This window comes from Carboxylicivirga sp. (assembly GCF_982718395.1).
Window position 1 is genome coordinate 24,797 of the sequence record NZ_CEXQWX010000026.1, and the last position, 25,808, is coordinate 50,604.

The following is a 25,808-nucleotide window of genomic DNA, read 5'->3' on the forward strand; positions in this document are numbered from 1 at the left end:
CCGCAAGAAATGTATCAAAGACTATGTATATCTTTTAATCGGATTAATGTAAATAACTTCTACCTGCAAATAACAGGTAGAAGTACAAAAGATAGGGATCGGTACAATATTAATACCCGGGGTTTTGTTCCAGAATTCCGGGTATTAACTGTGCTGATGGCTTGGGTAATAAGCGATTATTCTCTGTTACATGAGGGTGCAGGTCTTTATTGACTTCTACTACCATTTTCTTTCTAACAAGGTCAAACCATCTGTTCATTTCAAATGCTAACTCCCAGTTGCGCTCTTCTATAACGGCTTTATCAAATTCCAATGAAGAAATACCTGAAAGTAAATCTACACTTGCATCAGGTGTGTTAATATCCAAGCCCATAGCTCGACGGCGCACCTTATTAATTGCTTCCAACGCTTCTGCTGACGGTCCTCCATCAGCCATATTGGCTGCCTCAGCATACATGAGCAAAACATCTGCATAACGCAAAATAACATTGAAACCTTCTCCTGCTAATCCTCCTGCAACTGTTTCTCCTGCATCTCTATACTTAGCAATGTGCGGTTGAACACCTGCTTCTTCCCATGTTGTTCCATCGGCAAATACGGCCGTGAATGACGCCTCTTTACGTGGCCCGTCCGGAAAGATGTTGTAAAAACGATCCTCGCTAAAGAAATCGCCCCAACCGCCTTCGCCATTGCCCCAATGACGAGAAGCTGTATGTAAATGACTTGCTGAAACGCCTCCATCCATGATTGAACCATAAAAGGCAAAGATGAATTCTGAGTTGGTAAGCTTATTATCTGCTTTCCATAAATCGGCAAAATCAGCTTCCAGATTATACATACCCATTACTTCTCCGGCTTTTTCTTTAGCCAAAGCATAGTTTTCCGTTTTTTCAAGAGGCCATCCTGCCATTGTCAGGTATACCTTTGCCAACAATGCTTTAGCGGCACCTTGTGTAGGCCTTCCTTTTTCTTCAAAACTTACGGGAAGCTTTTCCTCTGCATCTTTAAGGTTGCTGATAATGTCGGCATATACTTCTTCAACACTTGATTGCCTGATGTTCTCAGCATCTTTTTGGTTTTCGAAGGTGGTTATCTGTACTTCTCCAAACCATCGAACCAAATAAAAATAAGATAGTGCCCGAATGAACTTTGCCTGCCCTTCAATTTCATTGAGCTTTTCTTCAGATATTTCTTCTGCATTTTTCAGGTTACCAATAATGGCATTAGCATTTGATATGGTTTGGTAAAAATTTTTCCAAACAGCAATAATGGATTGATCGTTCCCATTGGCAGAAAGTCTGTTTAAATCCATAAAAATCCCTGCATCAGAACGCACATCTTCAGCCCCTGATGTCATAATCAAAGGATAGGCATAATCAAATCCTTCCCAATTAGCGTATAGTGGCCTGAACGCGCCCGCCAAGGCTACTTCAAACTCGCTTTGGGTCTTAAAAAAGTTGTCCGGATTAAGCAAAGAAGGCGGGTTTTCATCCAATTCAACTTGTGAACATCCTCCTAAAAGAAAACCTAATAGTAAAACAAGGACAACAGCCGGTTTTATATAATATGTCATTTTTCTCATTTTCTTAAAATTTAATGTCTAAACCAATTGTGTATGTCTTTTGAGACGGATAAGAAGCCATATCAACCCCGGCAAAGGTGTCTGATCCATAAGAGTTATTTCCTTCCGGGTCAAACCCTGAATAATTGGTGAAGGTAAATAAGTTGGTTCCTGTTACATAAACACGTGCCGACCCAATACGCAGTTTTTCCGTCAGCTTTTTGGAAAGATCATACCCTAAAGTAATGTTCTTAATTCTTATATATGAACCATCTTCTACCCAACGACTCGAATTTCTGAATGTTCCCAACGGATCATGTCCGGGTATATCTGTATTCTCGTTATCAGGAGTCCATGTATTGAGTAAAGCTGTACTTAAACCATCGATTGATTCCATTTGCGAACGGCCTATATTATAAATATCATTTCCTTGCGAACCTAAAACAAATACATTAAGGCTCAGATTTTTATAGGCAAATGTATTATTCCACCCAAAAGTAAAGTCAGGAAGGGCATTGGCAATGTTAACTATATCATCATCATTAATAACTCCGTCATTATTCTGATCTACATATTTGGGCGATCCCGGTGTTACGTCATACACTGCAGCCAAAATCTCTTCATCACTTTTCCAAACTCCGTCATATTCCAGTCCCCTGATCAAACCAATGGATTGTCCTACTTCCAGCCATATAGCATCTGAGAATCCCGGTAAACCTGCACCTCCCAGGCGCATTTCGGTCTCTCCTTCATTTAATGCCAACACCTCATTTTTATTTCTAGAGAATGTAAAATCAGAATTCCACGAGAAATTAATTGTCTTAATTGGTGTTCCTGATATTGCGAACTCAAATCCCTCATTTAATACCTCTCCGGCATTAACTAACTGTGTTTGAAATCCTGTTGCGTGATAAAGTGCTCTCTCTAACAACAAGTCTTCTGTGTTCTTTTTGTAATAATCAGCTGTTACAGAAAGTCGGTTTCTAAACATCATTAAATCAACACCCACATTTAAGGTTTTTGTTGTTTCCCATTTTAAATCGGGATTTGGAGCCTGAGTTGACAGGCTTACTCCATTGGTTAGGTTATCACCGTCAAATGAAAAATAAGAACCTGTTACCAATTGCGATAGTGACTGATATGGGCTAATTGCTGCATTACCCACCGAACCGTAACTCATTCTTAATTTCAGGTTATCAATTTTATCTATACTCTGTACAAAATCTTCTTGTGAAATATTCCAGGCCAGACCTACTGACGGGAAGAATGCTCGTTTATTGTTTTCGGCAAATACAGATGCTGCATCTGAACGTCCTGTTAATGTTAATGAATAGGTATCGTTAAATGCATAATTTAATCTTCCCATAAACGACTCCATGGATTCTTCTGAACGCCACGAGTAAGGTGTTCCTGGCATGCTTCCCAGGCTAAGATCGTTGTAGGTTACTGAGTTGGTAATAAATCCGCGAGCACTGGCATAACTGCTGTTGAATTTTGATACCTGTTGTTCATACACTCCGGTTAATTTTAACCTGTGTTTCTCATTCAACAATTTTTCGTAGGTTAAAATATTGGTATTCTGGAACCTTGACCACTTACTATTGCTTATGGAGGCTTCACGGTCTGTTTCATCTCCATTAACCACTTTTTCGTTGTAGTAATAGTTATTTTCGTTATCAAATAACTGGTATGATCCACTCACATTGAGATTTAATCCATCCACAATATCCCATTCAAAACTTGGGTTAATTATGATGCTGTGATAAAAATCATCTATAATAGGTTCGTTAGCTAGTGCTACCGGATTATATTCGGTATTTGGGCCATATCCTCCACCGGGTTGCGAATAAGTTCCATCTTCCATAAAAACAGGTCTGGTTGGTGCAAAAACCAATGCTGCATAAACAGGACTTCCCTGACTGTCTCTGGAATTTAATACTGTTGGGTTATCTTCAGACAGTGAAAAGAAGGAATTGAGGCTAACTCTTACTTTATCACTCAAATCAACCGATATATTAGGTCGTATTGAGTATTTCCTGAACGAAGAATTAATGATTATCCCTTTGGTATCAAGAAAATCTCCTGCAATACTATATTTAACATTTTCGCCTGCTCCGCTAATGGTTAAATGTTCGTTGTGCGAAATACCTGTTCTGAAGATTTCATCCTGCCAGTCGGTTCCTCTGTTTTGCTTAAAGCCGGCTATCTCCTCGTCGGTAAATATGGTTGGCAGATCACGCGCCATTCTGTTTTCGTTTACCAATTGAGCGTATTGGTGCGCATTCATGAAATCCATTTTTTTACGAAGGTTGCTAATGGATACATAAGAGTTAAAGGTCACCTGCGGCTTTTTATTCGCTCCTTTTTTAGTGGTGATCAGGATTACTCCACTGGCTCCTCTTGAACCATAGATAGCTGTTGCCGAGGCATCTTTAAGTACTTCCATCGACTGTATATCGTTGGGATGAACATCACTGATTGAGGCTCCTTGTACTCCATCGATAATTACTAACGGGTTGCTTCCTCCATTGATGGAACTGACACCACGAATACGGATGGATACATCTGCATTAGGCGAGGCATCGTTGTTTACAATATGTACCCCTGCTACCCTACCTTGCAGAGCCTGATCGGCCCTGGCAACAGGCAGTTCCTCCAGGTCAGCTACCTGTACGGATGCTACAGAACCGGTGATGTCACTTTTCTTTTGCGTTCCGTAACCTACAACTACTACATCGTTTAGAGTTACTATATCTTCCTGTAGTTCAATGTTTACAGTGGTACGCCCGCCAATAGCTACTTCCTGTGTTTCGAAACCTACAAAACTAACTACCAGGGTTGCATCCGGTGATGCATTTATAGAGAATTTTCCTTCATAGTCGGTTACTGTACCTGTTGTGGTTCCTTTAATTAATACTGAAACGCCCGGCAACGTTTCACCATCTGTGGCTGATTTTACTATTCCTGTGACCATTTGCTGTGCAAAGGCCGATAAGTTAGTTCCGAGAAATAGTAATAAGAATAATATTTTGAAATAATGTCTCATATCTTATTGAATTAATTTCCTTGATTTATTGAATCACTACGTTAAAATCTTTGGTGCAACTGTTGCTTACTTCACCACATGGTGTTAACGATGATGTTGTAGTCCATGAGTCACCCGTTAGTATTCGCATACGTGTTTCACCAATAACAGCCGTTGCCGGAACTGTTATGTTTGCTTCAAACGGTGGATCATTCAATTGCTCAAACGCTCCAAATTCCTGCACTTTTTCTGTGTCGTCAAAATTACCGTCCATGTTCCAGTCAATCCACACCAAGGTACGAGACCAGTTGTTGGATTGTGTTATACTCAAATTAAAACTATTTCCTTTAGTAACGGTTAAAGTTTCGCTTTTAATGTGCTCATAATTACCGGCAGGCAATCCTCCAGTATAATCAATATTACTATCGCCTCCTGTTGTTACCACGGTTGCTGTGGTATAATCTCCGGTTCCTGATACGCTACAATAGGCTACTCCTCCCAACTCTATAATAAAATCTATTACGCTGCAGTGTGCAATTTCACCACAAGGATCAGCATCTACACCTGTTGTCCATGCATCTCCGGTTAAAATTCTCACTCGTGTTAATCCCGGCTTAGCATCTTCCGGCACGTTAATAGTTGCGCTTAACGGACTATCATTTAACTGATCTCCCAAGCCTAAAATGGCTACCCTCTCATTATCATCGCTAAAATCTTTATCTCCATTCCAATCAATCCAAACAACCGAACGCGACCAATTATTCGATTGAGTTACGGTAATATCAAATGTACCTCCGGGCTGTACAATAATACTTTCTGCACCATATAACTCGTAGTTGCCTGCCGGTAATGAACCGGTATAATTAATATCTGCATCTGCCCCACTTGTGATCACTTCATCTGCATGATAGTCTCCTGATCCCGTAACGGTACAGTACTGAAGTCCTAAAATTGGAGGATCACCACTTACTACAATCTCCACACTAGCAGTTTTTTCTCCTTCATCACTTGTGGCGGTTATCAAAGTTACCCCGGGAGCAACAGCCTTAATAAGTCCATCAACCACTGTTGCTACACTTTCATCGGCAGATGTCCAGGTTACGGTTTGAATGGTTGCATCGGCGGGAGTGAAAATTACCCGGTAAGATGTTTCCGAAGGATCAGCCAATTCTACTTCTTCCAGTTCAATTTTCTCTACTCTTGTAATTACGCTAACATTAATGCTTTGTTGTTTCCCTCCATCAACTGATGTAGCAGTTAGGCTCGTATTTCCTAATGCAATTCCTTTAACTCCTGCTACCAGACCATTGTCTGAATATTGAATTATTGCAATTGTTTCATCATTTGATACCCAATTTAAATTAGGATTAGTAGTGTTATCTGGCATAACACTTGCTGTAATTGGCCGGATTTCTCCTACCCCCAGTTGTAATGATTGATTGCTTAATGTAAATTCTTCTAGAGTAATATTATCCTCCTTGTCTTCACAGGATGATAATATTGTTCCGAACAATATCAAAAGCACAATCCATAGATTAGTTTTACCTTTCATCATGATTTTAAATTTTATTCACAAATTTTAAGATAAAGGTAAGTGGCATGGGGGCTGTAGGGAGTAGTGAAATTCGTCAATAGAGGTAGGTGTTTTCGTAAACAGCAATTATTTTATAAAAATACTGTGTTTTATAGTGTTACGCTTAATTAAATTTTAGCAGGTCAGTTTTTTCGACGGTTGTTTTGGTTTATTCGCTTCTTGCTTTTTAATATGAAGGGAATTGTATTAGAGAAATTTCAGCCTCCTCTCCTGTTGGTACTTCTCATTTAAAGCTTCCGTTTACTTCTTAGGAAGCTAACACGAGAGCCTTCTCAATCTCTGGTTTTTCTTGGGAAGGCTTTATAACGGATTATACTCCATAAATCGTAAAACCATAATTATTATAAACCCCCTTTGATATGAAATAAGTATTAACTCTTTGAGGTTATTTCCCTGTATAATATTTTAATTCTTCGGATTATAATTTAAAGCCAGGTTTTATCAATAATAAATCATTTACCAAAAAGAATAGGTACACGATTATACCAATTCTATAATAGCCTGTTCCAGTTCCTGTTCACGTTTCAGTCCCATTTTCTTTCTAATACGATGACGCGATGCTTTAATGGAACCCATGGTAACATTGCGAATCACCATAATTTCTTTAAGGCTTAAATTCATACGCATTAGTGCGCAGATTTCTCTTTCAGATTTGGTAAGATCAGGATATAGCACTCTTAGTTTTTCATCAAACTCTTTGTCTAATTGTTCTATATTATCTCCAATAGAATCAAATTTACTTTCCGTTTGTATTTGCGATGCAAGATCTGCAATAAGCGACTGAAAATCTGAAGGATCAACATCACCTGTATGTTGCTTTACTTTTTTTAGTTTAGACAAGAATTCTTGCTTAAACTGCAATCGCATTTTATTATCGGCTATTAACTGCTTTGCCTGATACGTCGTATGTTTTAATTGCTCATCTAATAATTCCTTTTCAAATTGCTCCTTTTTAAAGCGTTCACGGTGCAGCTTTCTTCTATTGTTTACAATTACCAAAAGCGTAATACCAATAACAGCCACAAATAATAATAACGATATGTATAGCTTATTCCTGGCTTGTTTCACTTCTGCTTTTAGTTGCAATTCCCTTTTTTCATTCACAAACTGAAGGCTATCGGCCTGTATTTCCTTTTGAAATTGATAATTTAATTCTAAAGCAGTGATTTTTCTGGCATTTTCAACATTAAAAATAGAGTCGTAATAATGTTTATGCGTTTTATAATAGCTTAATGCCTCTTTATAAGCTCCTTTTTTTTCAAAAATATGACTTCGCAGCTGATAGATTAATGGCAGATTAGAAGTGTTTCCATATTTTTCTGCATAATCTAATGTCTCATTTATATAAACTATAGCTTGCTCATGTTTCCCTAAATCTGAATGTATTTTAGCAAGATGCATTAGCATATTAAAAAGGAAATTATAATTTTTTGTAGCCTTAAAAATTTGAACATTTTCATTATAGATGTCAATTGCTTTTTCATGATTACCCGTCGTATAATATAAGGAAGCTATATTTCCATTCGGTTTTGCTTTTTCTTCAGGAGCAGAATAATGACTTTTAGAAAGGTTATAATAATACAAGGCGGAGTCATTTTGTTGATTGTAATAATAACTTACTCCCAGCATATTATAAGTTCGTGCCAACTGTGTGCTATCCGGTTTTATTAGTTGAATTGCAAGGGATTTGAAAAAATATGATTTGGATTTTTCATACTCTTTTAGATATCTAAACAGCATTGCTATATTATGATAGCTTTTGGCTATCTCTACAGAGTCCATTAAATCTTCCCTGATTTTTAAAGCTTGTAATCGCAGATCAAGAGATTTTTCATAATTCGTTTGCTTAGCTTCGTACTTTCCTAAGCGATCCACTACCTGTGCTTTCTTTTTTAAGAAGTATCCCGAAGATGGGTTAATACTATCTATAAGTTGCATAGCCTGATGCATTAACTTTCTTCCTTGATCTATATCATAATCTTGCACATGATTTGTTAGTTCGATTAGATATTGAATTTTTAAAGAATCGTTTTGAGTAGCCGCAATTTTAGCTCTCAGCTCAATAGTCAAAGAGTCCTGTTGAATTTGTGTGAAAACAAGAAATACATAACAACAAAAAACAATAATAAAAACGATTCTCATATAGGATGATTAAAAAGCTTTCTACAAATATAACTACATAATGGTTAAAACAATCCATGCCTGCTTTTCAAGCAAGACTCGCTTTATCCTTTAAAAATAAAGGGATGAAACTTTTTGTAACCATATAAATACAACGCTATTTAAATCCATTTCGTACCATTGCCGTTAAATTATTAAAGTCTTCAAATCTATGATATGAAGCGAACGAGAGTTTAATTATCCAGACTAACACCCACGAGGAGATTAAGTTCTTTGAGAGTTTTAATAGCCTTTTAAAAATCAATTCTAATCAGATGAAAAAAACAGTACTCCAATTTTTGGTATTACTATGCGGTATTATTTTGATACCGGAAAATGTTTTAGCCGGTCAAATTCAAGTAACCGGAATAGACCCCATGGGAAGTCCGTTCACCAATGGGCAAACAAATGTATCTGAGCTAGACGGTACACTTTTTTTTGATACTGCTACCGGTGCTTCGTCTTCTAATCCATTTACAATTGAAAATACAGATTTTGTTAATAATTTAAATATTTCGAGTATCACAATTACGGGCACCAATGCTAGTGATTTTAGAATTGAAGATACACCACCTACATTAATTGCTCCCGGAGGTAACGAGGTAATTTTTATAGCATTTGCTCCTCAAACCACCGGTACTAAAAATGCTGTTGTTACTATAGTTAGTGATGATGCTACTAACGGTACTTTTACTTTTGCAATACAAGGGACTGCCTTTGAAGGTGCTACAGGGCTTCATTTTGATGGTGAGAACGACAATATCACTTTTAACAATGGTAATTATAGCCTGAATGAAGATTTTACAATAGAGTTTTGGATAAAACCGGATATTTCAGGCACCAAGGAACATTATATACTGGATAATAAAAGTGGCAGTGCAGGGTATAGTTTAAGTATAGATATGATGTCGCAATTAAACTTTGCCTTTTTCACTTCAGGTGGAATTAATTACCTGTCAACCTCACCCATAGTAAACGATAAGTGGCAGCATGTTGCAATAATTTACAATGGCGCCCATTATAGAATATATATTGACGGTATAGAAGAGAACAGTTTAACACTCTCGGAAGCTATTGTGGAAAGCAGTAATAACCTGACCATGGGAAGTGTCTCAGGAGGTACTGGATATTATGCAGGCGCTATAGATGAATTTCGCGTTTGGGATACCGCATTGTCATCTTGTAGAATTTCAGACCAATACAGCTGCCAATTAACAGGAAGTGAAGATGATTTGATAGCTTATTATAATTTTAACAGCGGAGAGGTAAATGGAAATAACTTCCCAATGTATAGTATATTAGATCCAAATCACACTATTACATCCGGTATTCCTCCACAAGGAACTTTAAACAACTTTAATCTAACAGGTACAACTTCAAATTGGATAGATGCTACTGCTAATGGCGTTACCGGAACTTGTAGCACTTATGAAGAGGCTGTAATTGAACTAATATCAAATGATAATACCATTAGTAACGGAGATGAAACAGTAAGTTCAGATAATAACACCTCCTGGGGAGATGTTATATTAGGGCAGGCAGAACCTGTAGATTATATAATTGGTAATCCGGGTAATGTTACCTTAAGTATTTCTAATATATCGATAGAAGGATCATCCGACTTTTCAATTATAGAATCTCCAACTACAGTAGATGAAGGAGCTTCAGAGACTTTACGCATTCTGTTTAGCCCATCTACTATAGGAACAAAGAGTGCTACTGTAAGTATTTTAAATGATGATTGTGATGATGCTACGTTTTCGTTTGCCATAGAAGGAACCGGTTATATACCGGCAACAGGAATTAGCTTAGATGGAACAGACGACCACATTAGCATTAATCATAACAGTGCATTCAATACAAATACGTTTACCGTTGAAGGCTATTTTAAATCTTCTTCAACATCAAATGAAAACCCCATTATTAGTAAGTTCGATGCTACTAACAATAATGGTTTTTCAGTACAATTATCTACTACCGGAAGGTTACAATTGTATTATCAAGGTTCGAATATTGCTTCTACCATGAATTCTACTACTTCGGGATTAAACGATGGGAACTGGCATTATTTTTCTATAGTTTTTGGAAATGATGCTTATATATTTTACATAGACGGTGCTTTAGACAGGAGTGGTACATTTCAAACAACTCCCAATGCCCCCACCAATTCAGAAAATGCATTTATTGGATATTCCAGTTACACAAACACCTATTTCTCAGGAGAGCTTGATGATATTCGTTTTTGGAGTCGTACCTTATGTTCAGAGGAAATTACGGCACAGCAAAGCTGTGAATTATCTGGAAATGAATCCGGATTAGTTGCTTATTATAATTTAAATGAAGGAAAAGTTGACGTTAATAATTCAGGTAAAACAACTGCCGATGATGCGTCTTCTAACAATTTAGATGGTACTCTACTGAACTTTGAGTTAACAGGTAGTACATCAAACTGGATAGATGCTTCAGCAAATGGCATTTCCGGAACTTGCACTGTTGCTATTCCTGAAATCAACGTACAAGGAGACGGCAATGATATTCTAAATGGCGATACCTCTCCTGAATCTGATGATAATACAGATGCAGGGAGCGTTAACGTCGGAAGCACTACCGAAATGAATTTCTTTGTTCGTAATACAGAAGGTTCCGCTACTTTAAATGTAAGTGGCATTATACTTACCGGCGATACAGATGATTTTGAAATTACTCAGAATCCAAATAATAATCCAATTCCGGCAACAGAATCTGCTGCACTAACAATAGCATTTACACCAACATCAGGTGGTACAAAAACAGCAACGGTAATTATTGATAGCGATGATTGTGATGAATCAACCTATACTTTTACCATACAAGGAGAAGGAATTCCTCCGGGAACAGGCCTTGATTTTGATGGTTCTGATGATATGGTAAGCATTCCGCACAATGCATCACAAAATAATTTGAATTTTTCTGTGGATTTTTGGATTAAAACCACAGATGGATTAGGAGGAGTCATCAATAAATTTACGCCCGACGGAAACAATGGATGGCGTATTAACTTGGACGGTGGCAGAATAGAATTCTATTACTATGCGGATGCTTCGAATTATATTACGCGTTTGTTAAGTCCGGAAACTAAGGTAGACGATGGAGATTGGCATCATGTAGCAGTTACTTTAGACAATGGAAACGCCAGGTGTTATATTGACGGAGTTCTGGCAAGATCAACGGGATGGGTTGGAACCGCTGCTGCAGCTACCACAACGGCAGATATTCAAATAGGGTATGCAGCAGTAGATAGTCCTAGTGGCGATACAGGAGGAAATTTTGATGGAGAGTTAGATGAATTGCGCATTTGGACTAAAACATTGACTGAATATGAAGTTAGTCAGTTAAATGGATGTACTGCAGACATGTCGCAAAATAATTTATTGGCTAGCTATAATTTTAATGTAGGTATTGCAGAGGCTGATAACCGTGGTTTAACAACCTTAACGGATGGTTCCGGAAATAACTTTAACGGAACCCTGATTAATTTTGAATTAACCGGAAGTACCGGTAACTGGATTGATGCTTCTTCCAACAATGTTTCCGGTAGTTGTGATTGCGTTGTAGCAGGTGACGTTATGCTAACTACGCAAACAGAAGTAGATAACTTTACTGCAAGCTTAGGAACTTGCGGAATTATTGAAGGAGATGTAACAATTACCGGAACAATTACTGATTTATCCGGGTTCTCTAACGTACATATTATTTCCGGTAATCTTCATTTAGAAGGAAATATTTCGGATGATTTAACGGGCTTCTCTAATTTAACAACAGTTGGAGGTAATTTAACCCTAACAGACATGCCTAATATAACCTCTATTGCAGCATTTGCAAATATCGTTAGTATAGGTGGAAATATGGAAATCGATAATTTAGATGCCTTAACTGAAATTTCAAGCTTCGATCAAATTACTTCTATTCAAAACATTACTATTACCGGTAATGCTACAGTAAGTACTATTGCTTATAGTCAACTACAAACCATTTCAGGCAATGTTACCATTACATTTAATTCAGGATTAAATACATTATCTGTTCCGGTATTAACTGAAATAACCGGAAACTTTCAAATGAATAATATGGGTTCCGGATTCACTGATTTAACATTCCCTATGTTAAAAAATACAGGGAATCTTACTATGGCCGACATGCCGGGTGTCACTACCGTTTATATGCCGGAATTGGAAACGAGTGGAGGTAATGTGTCGATAAGTAGTTGTGAAGCTTTAACAACTATTAATTGGCCTGAATTAAGCAGTATAACAGGTAATTTGAGTATTGACAATTGTACAGTATTAGATGCCGTTTCTACTCCATTATTAACAAGTGTTGGCAATAATGTTGAGTTTAATAAGTTACACGGCCTGACAAGCTTAGGTTTCCTTCAACAGTTAACCGGTATTGTATACTTGTCTATAACCGATTTAACTTCATTAAACAACCTTCAGGACTTTGGTGAACTTACCGGTTTAGATCGACTGAACATTACAAATTGTGATAATATCACTAGTTTAGAAGGATTTGCAAAGTTAAATATTACTTCCTTAGAATCACTTAATCTTTACGGTAATAGTGGGATAACTACCTTAGATAATTCTTTCCTGGAATCGTTAACTTCCATCGGTAAATTAGGTATTAGTTTTAATGAAAACCTCACAGATATTAGTGCCTTGCAAAATGTAACTGCACTTACAAGCACAGATGATGCTTCAACCATTAGAAATAATACACAATTACTAAGTATCGATTTATTTGGATTACAAAATGTAACCAATACATTGCAAATAATGAACCAGGCTAATACAACCGGTTTATGTGGGTTGTATAATTATGTACATAATGGTAACGGAAGCACAACGCTGTCGTTTTCAGGCACAAACCCTACCGATTGGGATAGCGTTCAGGATATTTTAGATAATTGTGGTACGCCTGTAATCACTTTAATAGGAGATAATCCCCAAAATATCGTGCAGGGCGACGGGTATACTGAATTAGGAGCTATGGTAAATGATGGTTCAGATGTAATTATAGATGCAAGTGCATTTGTAGATGCCATTGGAAGTTACGATATCACTTATAATGCAGTTGGAGTTTCCGGAAATAACGCCGTAGAAGTAATCAGAACAGTAAATGTAGTTGATATAATAGCTCCCGTGATTACTTTAACAGGAAATAATCCTCAAGTTATCGAACTGGGAGACGGATATACTGAATTAGGTGCAAGCACTGATGATGGTAGTGATATAATCATTGATGCTAGTGATTTTGTAGATGCAGTTGGTAGTTATACCATTACATATAATGCCACTGATGATTATGGTAATACAGCAACACAGGTAACCAGAACTGTGAATGTAGTGGATACTACAGCTCCAGTGATTTCTTTAACAGGAGATAATCCTCAGGTTATCGAACTGGGAGACGGATATACTGAATTAGGTGCAATTGCTGATGACGGTAGTGATATAGTCATTGATGCTAGTGATTTTGTAGATGTCGTAGGTAGTTATGTTATTACATATAATGCCACTGATGATTATGGTAATACAGCAACACAGGTAACCAGGACTGTTAATGTTGTGGATACAACAGCTCCTGTGATTTCTTTAACCGGAGATAATCCTCAGGTTATAGAACTGGGAGACGGATATACTGAATTAGGCGCAATTGCTGATGACGGTAGTGATATAGTCATTGATGCTAGTTCATTTGTAGACGCTGTTGGTAGTTACACCATTACTTATAATGCCACTGATGCTTATGGAAATACTGCTGCACAAATTACCAGGACTGTTAATGTTGTGGATACCACTGCTCCTGTGATTTCTTTAACCGGTGATAATCCACAAGAGATTCAGCTAGGTTCCGGATATGTTGAGTTAGGAGCAACTACAGATGATGGCTCTCAGTTAACTATTGATAGTTCAGAATTTGTAGATGAGTTAGGCAACTATACCATTTATTACAATGCTACAGATGCTTATGGAAATACAGCAACACAAGTGACCAGAACTGTGAATGTAATTCTTGCTACAACTTTAAGTGATTATATTTTTGGTGATGTATACCTATACCCTAACCCAACTCAAGATTGGTTTGAAATTAAAGGGTTATCAAATAATCAGTGTCAGCTCGAAATTTATAATGTTTCCGGACAACCGGTTAAACTAATTAAAGAATATAAATCAGAACGTGTATCTATATTGCATTTGGAACCGGGAGTTTATCTGGTAAAACTTTCCGAGGGAAGTAATTCAAAAATTTTAAAAGTTCTTAAACAGGATTAATCAAAACCTGTAATAATTTTATTAGCAAGGGCTTCAAGAGATTGAGGCCCTTGTTTTTATTCAATAGGTATTATACCAATTGTATTTTAAAATGCGTCATAATCGTCATTCTAAAAACTACAATGGTAAATGCCGTTACATAATCAAAGTGGCTTTAGAAGTGAAACGAATTAAAGGCGCATTTTGATTAGTAAACGCTATTACAACACAATGCATCTTAACCGTGATTACCATGTTCTTTAATGTAGTCGGACGGATTAACTCCGTATTTCTTTTTGAATTCCTGGCTAAAGTGGCGTCGGTTAGTATAGCCTACTTTGAAACAAACATCAACAATGGGTAGTTTACTTTCTTTAAACAGTTGGGCTGCTCTTTTCATTCTAAAGTCTTTTATAAAACCAACTACCGTCATTCCTGTTAGGGCTTTTACTTTTTTATATACATTGGAATGGCTCATTGCAATACTTTTGGAGAGCTGATCTATATTAAATTCTGCGTCTTCAATGTGCTCTTCTACAATATTCACCAGTTTGGTTAAAAATTCTTCATCGGGTGAATTAAGGGTGACTTCTTTAGGATTGATAATGCCTTCTTTGATGTAGCGTTCTGACAGAATACGACGGTTCTCCAGTAAATTCCTTATCCTGACTTTTAGTATTTGCTCATTAAATGGTTTGGTAAGGTATTCATCTGCACCGGTTTCGTACCCTTCAATCTTATTAGCAGTCATTGTTCGGGCTGTTAAAAGAATAACCGGTATATGACTAATACGTATATCTGATTTTAGTTTCCTGCACATGCTTATGCCATCCATAACGGGCATCATTATATCGCTTATGACTAAGTCGGGTACCAATTCAATGCATTTTTCCATTCCTTCTTTTCCGTTGGATGCTTCAAATACAACGTAGGTGCCGGATAATATGCTGTGAAGGTATGAACGTATATGATCGTTGTCTTCGACTATGAGTATGGTAGATCCTTTAAACTCTTTATCCTGTGTTATTTTATTTTCATCTCCGGACTCTTCATCAATATAGTTTTCAATATTTTCTTCATTTAATTGTTCGTCGACTATTGCATTTTTTAGATGGTTTTTACCTAATGGCAGGTTTATGGTAAAACTGCTTCCTTTTTGCAATTCACTTTGTACTTCTATTTGCCCTTCGTGCAACTCTATAATATCTTTTGCTATTGATAAGCCAATTCCAAAACCTTTCTCCTGCTGTCCATCATCATCATTCTGATAAAAGCGTTCAAAAATCTGCGGCAACTTTTCCGAAGCTATCCCAATACCTGTATCGCTTACTTTTATTATAACATTATTGTTTTGTTGCTCCACTGTTACAGTAATACTGTCTTCCTGCTGCGTAAATTTAAAGGCATTGGACAAGAGGTTGAATATTGCTTTTTCCAGTTGGATTTTATCGTACCACACCTGTATATCGTCTGCCGATTTATGAAATGTATATCTTATGCCCTTGTTAAGAGCGTGTTGTGTATAACTGAGGTATATTTCATTAACAAAGCTTACAATGTTTCCTTTGCAGACTTTAAGTTTAACATGTCCATCCTCGAGCTTGCGGAAATTAAGCAGTTCATTCACCAGGTTCATTAAACGGTTGGTGTTGCCTTTAATAATGGTTAGTTGTTTTTGTTCTGACAGATCGGCTTTTTCCTGCTGCAGTAGTTTATTAAGCGGCCCGGCTATCAGGGTTAACGGTGTTCTTATTTCGTGCGATATATTTGTAAAAAAACGAGTTTTCATCCGATGCAAACGATCTTCCTGCTCTCTTTGCATTTTTTCTATTTTCAGCGCATTTTTCATATGCAGCCACTTATAGGTATACCTGCGATAGATGTATAGTATTAATGTAATAATGATCAGGTAAATTATATAGGCCCACCAAGTTTGCCAAAGAGGGGGTAATACCGTGAGGTCAATGCTTGCCATGTTTTGATTGTTCCATTCGCCGTTGGGTAGTTGGTATCTTACTTTAAAGGTATAATCGCCCGGAGACAGATTGGTATAGGTAGCTGTACGCAATGTGGCAACATTTCGCCATTCTTCTTCAAATCCTTCCATTTTAACGGCAAAGCGCTCTTTATTGGCAAAAGGATAGTTCATTACGGCATACTCAAAGGTAAGGACTGATTGGTTATGCTTTAAGGTAATTTTGTTTTCGAGGTTAATGGGTTGTTTTAAGATTTTATCATCACCGATGGCCACACTTTTATTAAATAGTTTAAAGTCTGTCAGCCTTACTTTGGACGTGTTTTTTTCTGCTTTAAATTTTCCGGGATCAAATGATACTACTCTTTCATCTCCACCGAAGTATAAGAATCCTTTCTTGTCTTTATAAGCTGCATTTATATGGAATCCGTCATCTATATCATTTAGGGCTTCAACTTGTTTAGTTGTAATATCGAAGCGAAATATACCTGCTTTAGTTCCCATCCACAGGTATCCGGTATCGTCCTGAAGCAATGATACCACCGTGTTTGAGTTTAGTGTATTGCCCACATCGTAACTTGAGAATTGCATGCTTGGGATATCAAGGCAGTTTAATCCTTCTTTTGTGCCTATCCAAAGTTTGTCGTTTAATCCCTTCTGGAGGCTATAGATATAATTGCTTACCCGGACATTATCATCACCTTTTGCCACTATTTTTTGAAAGGTTTGCTTTTGCGGATCGAACAGGTTTAAGCCTCCTCCGTATGTGGCTATCCATAAACGGTCGTCTCCGGCAGGTTCTATGGCTAATACGTTATCACTGCTAATGGTGTTCTCAACTCCGTCTTCTGAACGGAATGTTGTGAATTTTCCGCTTGTTATATCAAGATAGCAAAGTCCTCCGCCCCATGTGGCAATCCACAGGTTTCCATTCGGTAGTTCAACTATATCCCTTACATCATTAAAGGCTAAGGAGTTTGCATTGCCGGGTTCTCGCTTAAAGTGTTTTCTTATGCCTGCATATGGTTCAAATAGCACTAATCCGTTGGCGAATGTCGCCAACCAATAAGCTCCATTAAGAGACGGTTTTATACATTGGATATATTCTCCTCCCAGTGACTTTTTACCAAATTGTTTTATACTTGTTTTATCCAATTTTACTTTACTCAATCCGGCTCCGTCGGTTCCTAACCACAAGTGATCTTCTTCTCCGAAAACGGCCAGTACGGGCGATGCATTTCTGGTTTGCGGACTACTGTAATAGCTTGTTATTTCGTTGCCGGTTGAAGTAAGTATATTAAGTCCTTTCCAGGCGGTTCCAATCCATAAGTTAGATTGGTTATCTTCAAAAAAAGTATTTACCGTATTACTTGATAATGAAGACGGGATTTGTTTGTCGTGAAGTAGCTGCTTAATTTTTACCTGTTCATCTTGTTTTTCAATGTTGAATATACCTTGTCCATCGGTTCCTATCCAAATATTTCCTTTGTTGTTGTCCCAAATGGTACGGATGACCAAAACATCTTTATAGGGAGTGTTTTCAAAAAGCCGGGTAATTATTTTGGATGTTGTATCCAGTAATAATAAGCCTTGGTCGTTGGTTCCGATTAACAATTTATCATCTTCGTAATAGGCTACATCATTTATGTAATCCAACGAATATTGTTGGAGGTTTTGTTTCTTGCATTTAATTACTTCTGCCTTATCTTTTTCGGGATCATATTTTAACAAACCATGACCATACGTTCCTAACCATAGCATTCCTTCCTCATCTTCGTAAATACTCCAAATACTTAATGTTTCGGAGTGATTACCTCTAAAATTGGCTAAAACGGCTGTAAACTTATCTTCTTTCTCGTTGTACTTGTCCAGACCTTTGTCTGTTCCTATCCAGATGGTTCCTTTTTTATCTTCATAAACGGTGTGTACTTCATTGGAACTGATTACGTTTTGTTGTTTATCACTGTTCTTATAGGAGATAAAGGTATTCAGCAAGTTATTGTAAAGGTTTACTCCTCCTCCACTGGTTGTAATCCACATTCTCGATTGACTATCTATCAGTAATTCCCATATATCGTTGGAACTGATATTGCTGTTTCTTTGATGATATATTTTGAATTGGTTTCCATCGTACCTGTTAAGCCCGTTTTTGGTTCCTATCCAGATAAATCCGGTTGCATCCTGAACAACGCTCGTGACTCTTCCGTTAGATAGTCCGTTGCTTACATTAAGGTGTTCGAATGTAGTGTTATTTTGTGCCCGGGCACTTATAACGTGAATAAGAAGTATATATAAAACAAGATACTTAAGCTGTGTCATTCTAATTTTTTCTATAATTAGGTAAATGCAACTTTCTCAAATTGAAACATCTTTTTTGCTCAAGCCGCAAGGCTTTTACTTTCTTCCTACAGCCGAAGAAAGTAAACAAAGAAGCCCGCCTACTGCACCACTCGCTTACCCACTATTTTCTTTATTTTGAGACAGAAAGAACTCGCTTTGCTCAAACAGCTTTCTGTCTTTTCAAAATTAAAGAAAAGTGGGTCCCAAGCTACATTGGTGATGTCGGTTGCGCAACCCGGAACAAATGTATTTCTTAAGGCATTTGCCATTCTATCTACAATCTCTAAATTAAGATATAATCTTTCTATATAAAAGCGTAAACTCCGCCATTAAAATAATAGCAGAGTTGTGACTTATTTTGTACTAATACCTTCTTTTACAACATAACAACTTTTCTTACCAGTTTAATGTCATCTGTGGATACACTCACAAAATATAGTCCTTTTGACATATTACCGGGATAGGACATTTCGCCGGAGTGGAAAAATGATGGAAAATCAACTTCTCGCACTATACGTCCATTTGAGCATATTAACTTTACATTTACACTTTTGTTGTATATTTCCGGTAGTTCTATTGTAATTGTATTTCCTGTTACCGGATTGGGATATACTTTTAAATTTCCTTCACTAATATCGCCGGATATACTTGTATCCGCAGCACCGCCTGTAATCTCTTTAAGTACACTTTGTGCCTCTCTTACTAAAGCTTCAGCATTTATTCCGCTTGTTTTGTTAAACTTACTGATTACGTTCTCTAACAATTGGAGTTTTGCCTGATCTTCAGAATTTAAAGAACCTGCTAAAATATCTTTTAGAATTTTAACTTTCTCGTAATCTTGTATGCCTTCACGAAGCATTTCCAATCTCAGACTAGTCAGAAAGTTGATTGGCTTTGTATTTGAGCTTCGGTAGATCATTGAAAAGTCGCCTGCTGTATGTGCTCCATTACGTGCATCAAACGGGTCTGATAAAATCCAATAGTCATAGGCCCATCTTAAATAGCCATCGTACCCTTGACTCAATGCATGCCAACACATCCATGTCATCTCTGCCGTATTATTTTCGGGGGTAACATAGTTGTTTGGTATTTTCTGTGTGCAACTGGTATAAAAGGTTGATATTTTTTCCTCTGTAATACCTTGATTGGAGGCATCTTCAAGAATTCCTGACAGATCGTAAAAATGAGATTTAGATTCATCGCTTAAACCATGAGAGTATGCGATACCTAATTTCCAGTCGGGATCATTGCCATGAACAACAGATATCACGTTATTTAATTTTTCTTCTGAAACCTCATCCAGATACAGCACTGTTTTATCGAACCACCCTTTCTCATCCAGATGTATTTTAAATGCTGTGAGAAAATGATCCCACCTGGTTCGGTATGTGCTTGTACTTAAAGGTGCATTTAAGGTTGACGTTCGATTGGTGGCTTCATTCCAATAAGGTATTTGGCTTTCATTCCATCCAACGGGTGAAAAACAACTTATTTGCTTGGTTATTCCCCACGACATCATTTTTGTAACATATTTATCAAACACTGCAAAGTCATATTCCCAGGTTCCATCTGCCTTTTTTATCCACTTTACCATTGATTCTGCTCCTAAGGCACCGTCTTTTATATAGGCTGTGATCGCTTTTTGCCCCACATTTGATAACAGTCTGTAGGCCGGTTCTATCAGATCAAAATGCTCGTCAGACCATACAGTGATTCTATTACTCCAATTAGCGTCATTGTGGCGATTTAAGGTATTTACCGGAAACTGCCATAAATCTAAATGAAAGTTCCAATTTGCTGCTGTTGGTAAGGTGTAATCCACCACTTTGATAGTTATTGAAAATTCTATTGTTTCGCTACCGCTGTTTACGGATATTACCCCATTGTATATTCCGGGTTCTGTTGCTTCAGGTATATCAATAGTCACCCAAAGTTTAATGGGGTCGGCAGATGACAATGTGGTTACTTGATCATTTGACAATGCATCTATGATCTCCACATAAGTTGGATGAGAGGGATATTCTGAGCAGCTTCTTGCTTCGGGGTCTCCTTTCACGTAATTCCCAAACATTAGTTTTATTGCAGAGGCCGGTATTGTCCCGTTGTCACTTTCCAGATCGTTTACCCGGTAATCCAAATTATTCAGATCAGTATTGCTCCAAAGAACAATTTGTTTGCTGATACGCTCTCCTTTCCAAGCCGTTGCATCCCATTCATTGGTTTCGGTACCCTGAAATTGTTCTGCTTTTTGGTATCGTTTGAATTTACTCTCGAATGATCCCTGTAATTGTTGAGCTTTTAGTGGCAAACCAATACTGCACACGAACATAAAATATAGTAGGTAATTTGTAGTTAATCTTTTCATCTCTTTGATTGTTTAATTTGCTCTCTTAAAATCAAATTTCTTGCTTCGTGCATATCTTGTGCCGGTTTATACCTGCCATCCTGACTTCGGGTAGCTATCTGAACCGCCTTATCCAATATTTCCTGTTCTACTTCTCCTTTATCTTCAATTACACGGTATAGTTCGTAGTCTTCAATACCTTCTTTTAGCAATTCCCATCTGATAGAAGATATTGGGCCATCTTCTCCCGGGTACACGTAATAATCGTCTCCCTGGCTATGAATAAAAACCGGATTCTTAAAGGGTGCTTCCGGCCAGTTATTATAGGCCCAACGCAAGTAACCATCGGCATTGTACTTTAAGGCGAGCCAGGCTATCATTTGTCCTTCAATGGCAGGTGAATAGGTTAATGTATTCGGATGACTTGGCTCAGCGCATAAATAAAAGGTGGTTAGCTGCTCATTCTTATTTCTTTCTTCAATGGTTGGAAGAACGGGTACAACTGCTCTTTCCTCTAAAAGCTGTCCCGGGAAAAACATGTACGAGATTGAAAGGTTATCGGCATAAACGCCTGCTTCGGGATGTCCTGCAATTACAATTCTTTCTGAAAATTCAGGTGTTACATTCTTAATCAGGTCTTGTAACGATTTTAAAACCTCATCCGGTTTTTCGTCAAAGCCTAAATAGGTTCTTTCAAAGTAACCTTTTTCTTTCAGATGCTTTTTAAAGTTCAAAAGAAACGCACTCCACACTTCTTTATACATCTCATCTTCTATCTCCAATTCCATCACTTTTTGAGTATTGGCTTTTTCATCAAGATAATGGATTTTTTGACTGGTATGAAATGGCGTCATGGAGAATGCGTTAATAGCTCCTTTGATTCCATATTCTGTGGCCAGATCGACGTATTTGTCGAAAATGGAGTAATCAAACTGCCATTCGCCATTTATGTCTTTAGACCATTTGACCATGCTTTCGTAACCGTACTCAATCTGTGAGCGTGTGGAATTGTTAATCCAGGGTTTATGCCAAGGTTCATGGGTTATGGTTGTTGCAATATTTTTTCCTCCGCGTGATGCGTAATCTTTAAGATAAGTAGCAATCATACTCCAATGGGCATCAGACCATGGTTCAAACTTATAGTAGGATGAAATGGCACTTGGGTTCATCCATAAATCAAGGTGAAACTTATAATCATGTGGAGATGGTATAGCTACACCATGCACTTGCACCTCTAATGCATATGTCTTTTCCGCAAACTGATCGCAGGAAACGGTAACCTCTCCTCTGTACAGATCAGGTTTAGCCGTTTTTGGTATACGAATAGTAAACCAAACCGGCTGCGCTCTAAAAGCCGGAACTCCAATATTGTTAGTTTCTATCAATGGATCGGCTACTACATTAGGTGATTGCGTTCCTGATACTGCCTCTCCAATAACTTCCTCCATCTTAGGAGACCATACATATTCACTACGAGCTCGTTGTACGGGTACATACTTGACATAGCGAACCTGGATATTGCCGGTATCAATTGTGTTATCGTTGGCAGAACTAAGCGGACTTACTTTAACGTTCAGGTTTGTCAGCTCTGTTTTTGCTGCTACTGCTATCTGGCCTGATACTTGTTCGTTTTGTACTGCTTCTGTTTTTAAAATACGCGTTGTTTCAATACCAACAATCTCAAAGTTTTTTAATGCTTTGTTTGCCTTAAATTCTTCTTCTGTGTATTTACGTGGAAACCGTGGCACTCTCACTAAAGAGGAGGTTTTAAATGAATTTGTAGGTATCCATACGCTTAATTCTTCAGAGGGCAAGGTTTCTTCAACATTCAGCTTTAACCATTCGGGTATGTGTTTTATCTGATCGAAAGTTTCATCATCCATGGATAATTCATGAATGCCTTTATGCTTGCAATTGATTAATAATATAGCAGTGATTAATACAGTTGCTATTTTTATTGTAGTTCTTTTCATCTGTTTAAATTTATTTTTCAATGGTCAGATGGAACTCCCAAATAAATTCAATCATTGCCCTGTGTGCAAATTAATTGATTGAATTTGCATGGTCGTTTCATGTACTTAAAATTAGTATCAAGACATAAGTATCAACCTGCCAGCCGGCAGGCCGGGACACAAGACTTATTTGCAGCTTTTAGTTAATGCTGCGCATTTAATCTTCAGATTGTGTGTTTAATACTCAAGCATGATAGTTTCATATGTTATAATTTTCATTCTATAACAAAAGAACTACTTTATCGGGTGTTTTACAGGTTGCGTTTTCGGAAAGGATGGTAGGTATTTTCGCTTTTGGTAATTAACTTTTAATCTTTGAGTTTAAAAAATTTTGAAACCATTTGCCCGAGTGTTTGATTGTACGTCGTTGTGTTTTAAAATCAACGTGCACCAATCCAAAACGAGGTTCAAACCCTTCTTTCCATTCAAAATTATCTACCAGCGTCCAAACAAAATAACCTTTGATAGGAAGTCCTTGCTGAAGTGCTTTTTTAATTTGCCGAAGCATCTTTTGATGGTACTTTAAACGTCTGGCATCATAAACATGGTCCTTAACAAGGAAGTCGGGATAACAAACACCACTTTCGGTGATTATGATTGATTTTATCTTTGGATAGGCGGCGTAAAACTGCAGTAGTTTGCTTATACCTTTTGGATAAACATCCAGATTCATGGTATTCAACCTGGCTTTTCGTTGTGTTGGTGGTACCTCGTCAGCATATAAAACAGGAGGATTTAAACTATGCTTGGCCACCACACGGAAATAATATTGTAAGCCTATAAAATCAAAATCAAATGCCATTAGTTCTTCATCACCTTTTTTGAAGATCATATTGATCAGCTTTAAGGCCGGCATAACATCGGTTGGATAGCCCATACCTAACAGTGGTTCAATAAAGAACCGATTTAGCAATGCCTCCATTCGCTTAGCCGCACGTACATTTTTAGGCAAGCGATTAACCGGCTTGACATATGAACAAGACAAGGCCACACCTATTTGTGCATCGGGTATCATGTTTCGTATTGTTTGTCCACCTTGTGCCATACAGATTACAACATGATGTGCAGCCTTCAGAAAATTAATGACGCCTTTGCTTTCCGGAGCATGGTAGCCCATAAAATAACCAAGTCCGGTAAAGGTCATAGGTTCATTCATTACAACCCAATGTTTTATGCGGTCGCCAAAATATTCTACACAAATCTTGATATAGTTAAGAAACCAATCAACGACCTTCCGATTTGTCCAACCGCCCAGATCCTCTAAGGCCTGAGGCAAATCCCAATGATAAAGCGTGATGTAAGGTTTCATTTGATGAGCAAGACAGCAGTCAATCACACGGTTATAGAAATATATACCTTCCGGATTAATATCTCCAACTCCATTGGGAAGGATACGTGTCCAACTAATTGAGAAACGAAATACATCCAATCCGATTTGTTTGGCTAATAAAATATCATCCTCATATTGTTGATAGAAGTTAGCGGCATTGCCTATTTTATCGCCATTATTAACTTTGGATGATGCATTTGTAAATGTGTCCCAGATTGATTGTCCTTTGCCATCAGCATCTGCCCACCCTTCATTTTGAAAGGCACTGATGGTTACTCCCCATTGAAAATCATTCCCAAATTCTTCGCGTTTCAACATGCCGCAAAAGTAGAAGATGATTTGAGCATATAAGTTAAGCTTTCGTTAAGAGTATCAGTTATTAAGAACTTGTTACAATACACGCCGCAATAATGCAAATGATATTATATACGACCTCGGTATTCATCCCATAACTCTATCATAGCTGCATCCAGCACCTCGCACTCTGCTTCTCTCTTACACTATTCATAACCAATCAATTATCAGATTTTTATATTGAATGTTTCTAAATTAAAAAAATCTTTAACGATGTTAATTTTTGTAAATATTTACAGATAAATCGCTTACACTTATAATACTTTATTTCTGTATTTAAAGATATTTTTATCCCATTTATCATATGTAGGAAATAGATACTCAATTACCTAAATTTGATTTTCTCGTTACTAGAAACCTTTAAAGTCAGTAATTTAATGAGCTCTGAAAAATCCAAAAGCAAATCAAGAAGAGATTTTCTACAAAAACTCGGCGCTGTAGGGGCTGGTGCTGTATCGTCAGCAGCACTTTTATCATCCTGCTCCTCTAAAGAAGAAAGTTCAGGTGAAAAGGTTAAACTACTCAATCATAATAACGAATTGGTTGAAGTAGATAAAAGTCGCCTAAAAGCTATATCAAAAGCAGAAGATGAGTCCTATTTACTAAGTAAAGGACGGCAAGGTATGCCCAATCGCAAATTTGTAATGGTAGTCGATTTGGGCAAATGTAAAAATGCCCGCAAGTGCATGACCGCCTGTCAGGACGCCCATCAGTTAAAACCTGAGCAGCATCATATCAATGTGCTTCAAATGGATGATAAGGTAAACGGCTCAACTTATTATATGCCTAAGCCATGCCAGCACTGCGATAATCCTTCGTG

General features: G+C 37.5%; 10 protein-coding genes. 2 read left to right on the forward strand and 8 right to left on the reverse strand.

What is annotated here, in order from left to right:
• Positions 1 to 109: 109 nt before the first annotated feature.
• From AC4MRQ_RS07220 to AC4MRQ_RS07235, 4 genes are all read right to left on the reverse strand, one after another.
• Positions 110 to 1,582, reverse strand: a complete 1,473-nt coding sequence (locus tag AC4MRQ_RS07220) for a RagB/SusD family nutrient uptake outer membrane protein (RefSeq protein WP_491196987.1) — start codon at positions 1,580 to 1,582, stop codon at positions 110 to 112.
• A gap of 4 nt (positions 1,583 to 1,586) precedes the next feature.
• Positions 1,587 to 4,607 carry a SusC/RagA family TonB-linked outer membrane protein gene (locus AC4MRQ_RS07225; RefSeq protein WP_491196988.1) on the reverse strand — a complete coding sequence of 1,007 codons (3,021 nt, stop codon included), beginning with the start codon at positions 4,605 to 4,607 and terminating at the stop codon, positions 1,587 to 1,589.
• Between the two features lie 25 nt (positions 4,608 to 4,632).
• Positions 4,633 to 6,141, reverse strand: coding sequence for a GEVED domain-containing protein (locus AC4MRQ_RS07230; protein WP_491196989.1), 1,509 nt, complete (start codon positions 6,139 to 6,141; stop codon positions 4,633 to 4,635).
• A 519-nt stretch (positions 6,142 to 6,660) separates the two neighbouring features.
• Positions 6,661 to 8,322: a tetratricopeptide repeat protein gene (locus AC4MRQ_RS07235; RefSeq protein ID WP_491196990.1), complete on the reverse strand. Its 1,662-nt coding sequence runs from the start codon at positions 8,320 to 8,322 to the stop codon at positions 6,661 to 6,663.
• A 293-nt stretch (positions 8,323 to 8,615) separates the two neighbouring features.
• Here AC4MRQ_RS07235 and AC4MRQ_RS07240 point away from each other — a divergent pair, with 293 nt between their 5' ends.
• Entirely contained in the window at positions 8,616 to 14,654 is a 6,039-nt protein-coding gene (locus tag AC4MRQ_RS07240) for a LamG-like jellyroll fold domain-containing protein (RefSeq protein ID WP_491196991.1), read from the forward strand.
• A gap of 217 nt (positions 14,655 to 14,871) precedes the next feature.
• On the opposite strand, the gene AC4MRQ_RS07245 is transcribed toward AC4MRQ_RS07240, so the two are convergent.
• The 4 genes from AC4MRQ_RS07245 to AC4MRQ_RS07260 form a co-directional block, all read right to left on the reverse strand.
• Positions 14,872 to 18,927 carry a hybrid sensor histidine kinase/response regulator transcription factor gene (locus AC4MRQ_RS07245; protein ID WP_491196992.1) on the reverse strand — a complete coding sequence of 1,352 codons (4,056 nt, stop codon included), beginning with the start codon at positions 18,925 to 18,927 and terminating at the stop codon, positions 14,872 to 14,874.
• A gap of 397 nt (positions 18,928 to 19,324) precedes the next feature.
• Entirely contained in the window at positions 19,325 to 21,313 is a 1,989-nt protein-coding gene (locus tag AC4MRQ_RS07250) for a glycoside hydrolase domain-containing protein (RefSeq protein ID WP_491196993.1), read from the reverse strand.
• Positions 21,310 to 23,265: a DUF4091 domain-containing protein gene (locus AC4MRQ_RS07255; RefSeq protein ID WP_491196994.1), complete on the reverse strand. Its 1,956-nt coding sequence runs from the start codon at positions 23,263 to 23,265 to the stop codon at positions 21,310 to 21,312. Before AC4MRQ_RS07255 ends, AC4MRQ_RS07250 begins: the two co-directional genes overlap by 4 nt.
• A 340-nt stretch (positions 23,266 to 23,605) precedes the next feature.
• Positions 23,606 to 24,952 carry a GH1 family beta-glucosidase gene (locus AC4MRQ_RS07260; protein WP_491196995.1) on the reverse strand — a complete coding sequence of 449 codons (1,347 nt, stop codon included), beginning with the start codon at positions 24,950 to 24,952 and terminating at the stop codon, positions 23,606 to 23,608.
• Positions 24,953 to 25,365: 413 nt separating this feature from the next.
• Between AC4MRQ_RS07260 and AC4MRQ_RS07265 the strand changes: the two genes are divergently transcribed.
• Positions 25,366 to 25,808 (forward strand): twin-arginine translocation signal domain-containing protein (locus AC4MRQ_RS07265; protein ID WP_491196996.1); only part of this gene is annotated, 443 nt, incomplete at its 3' end.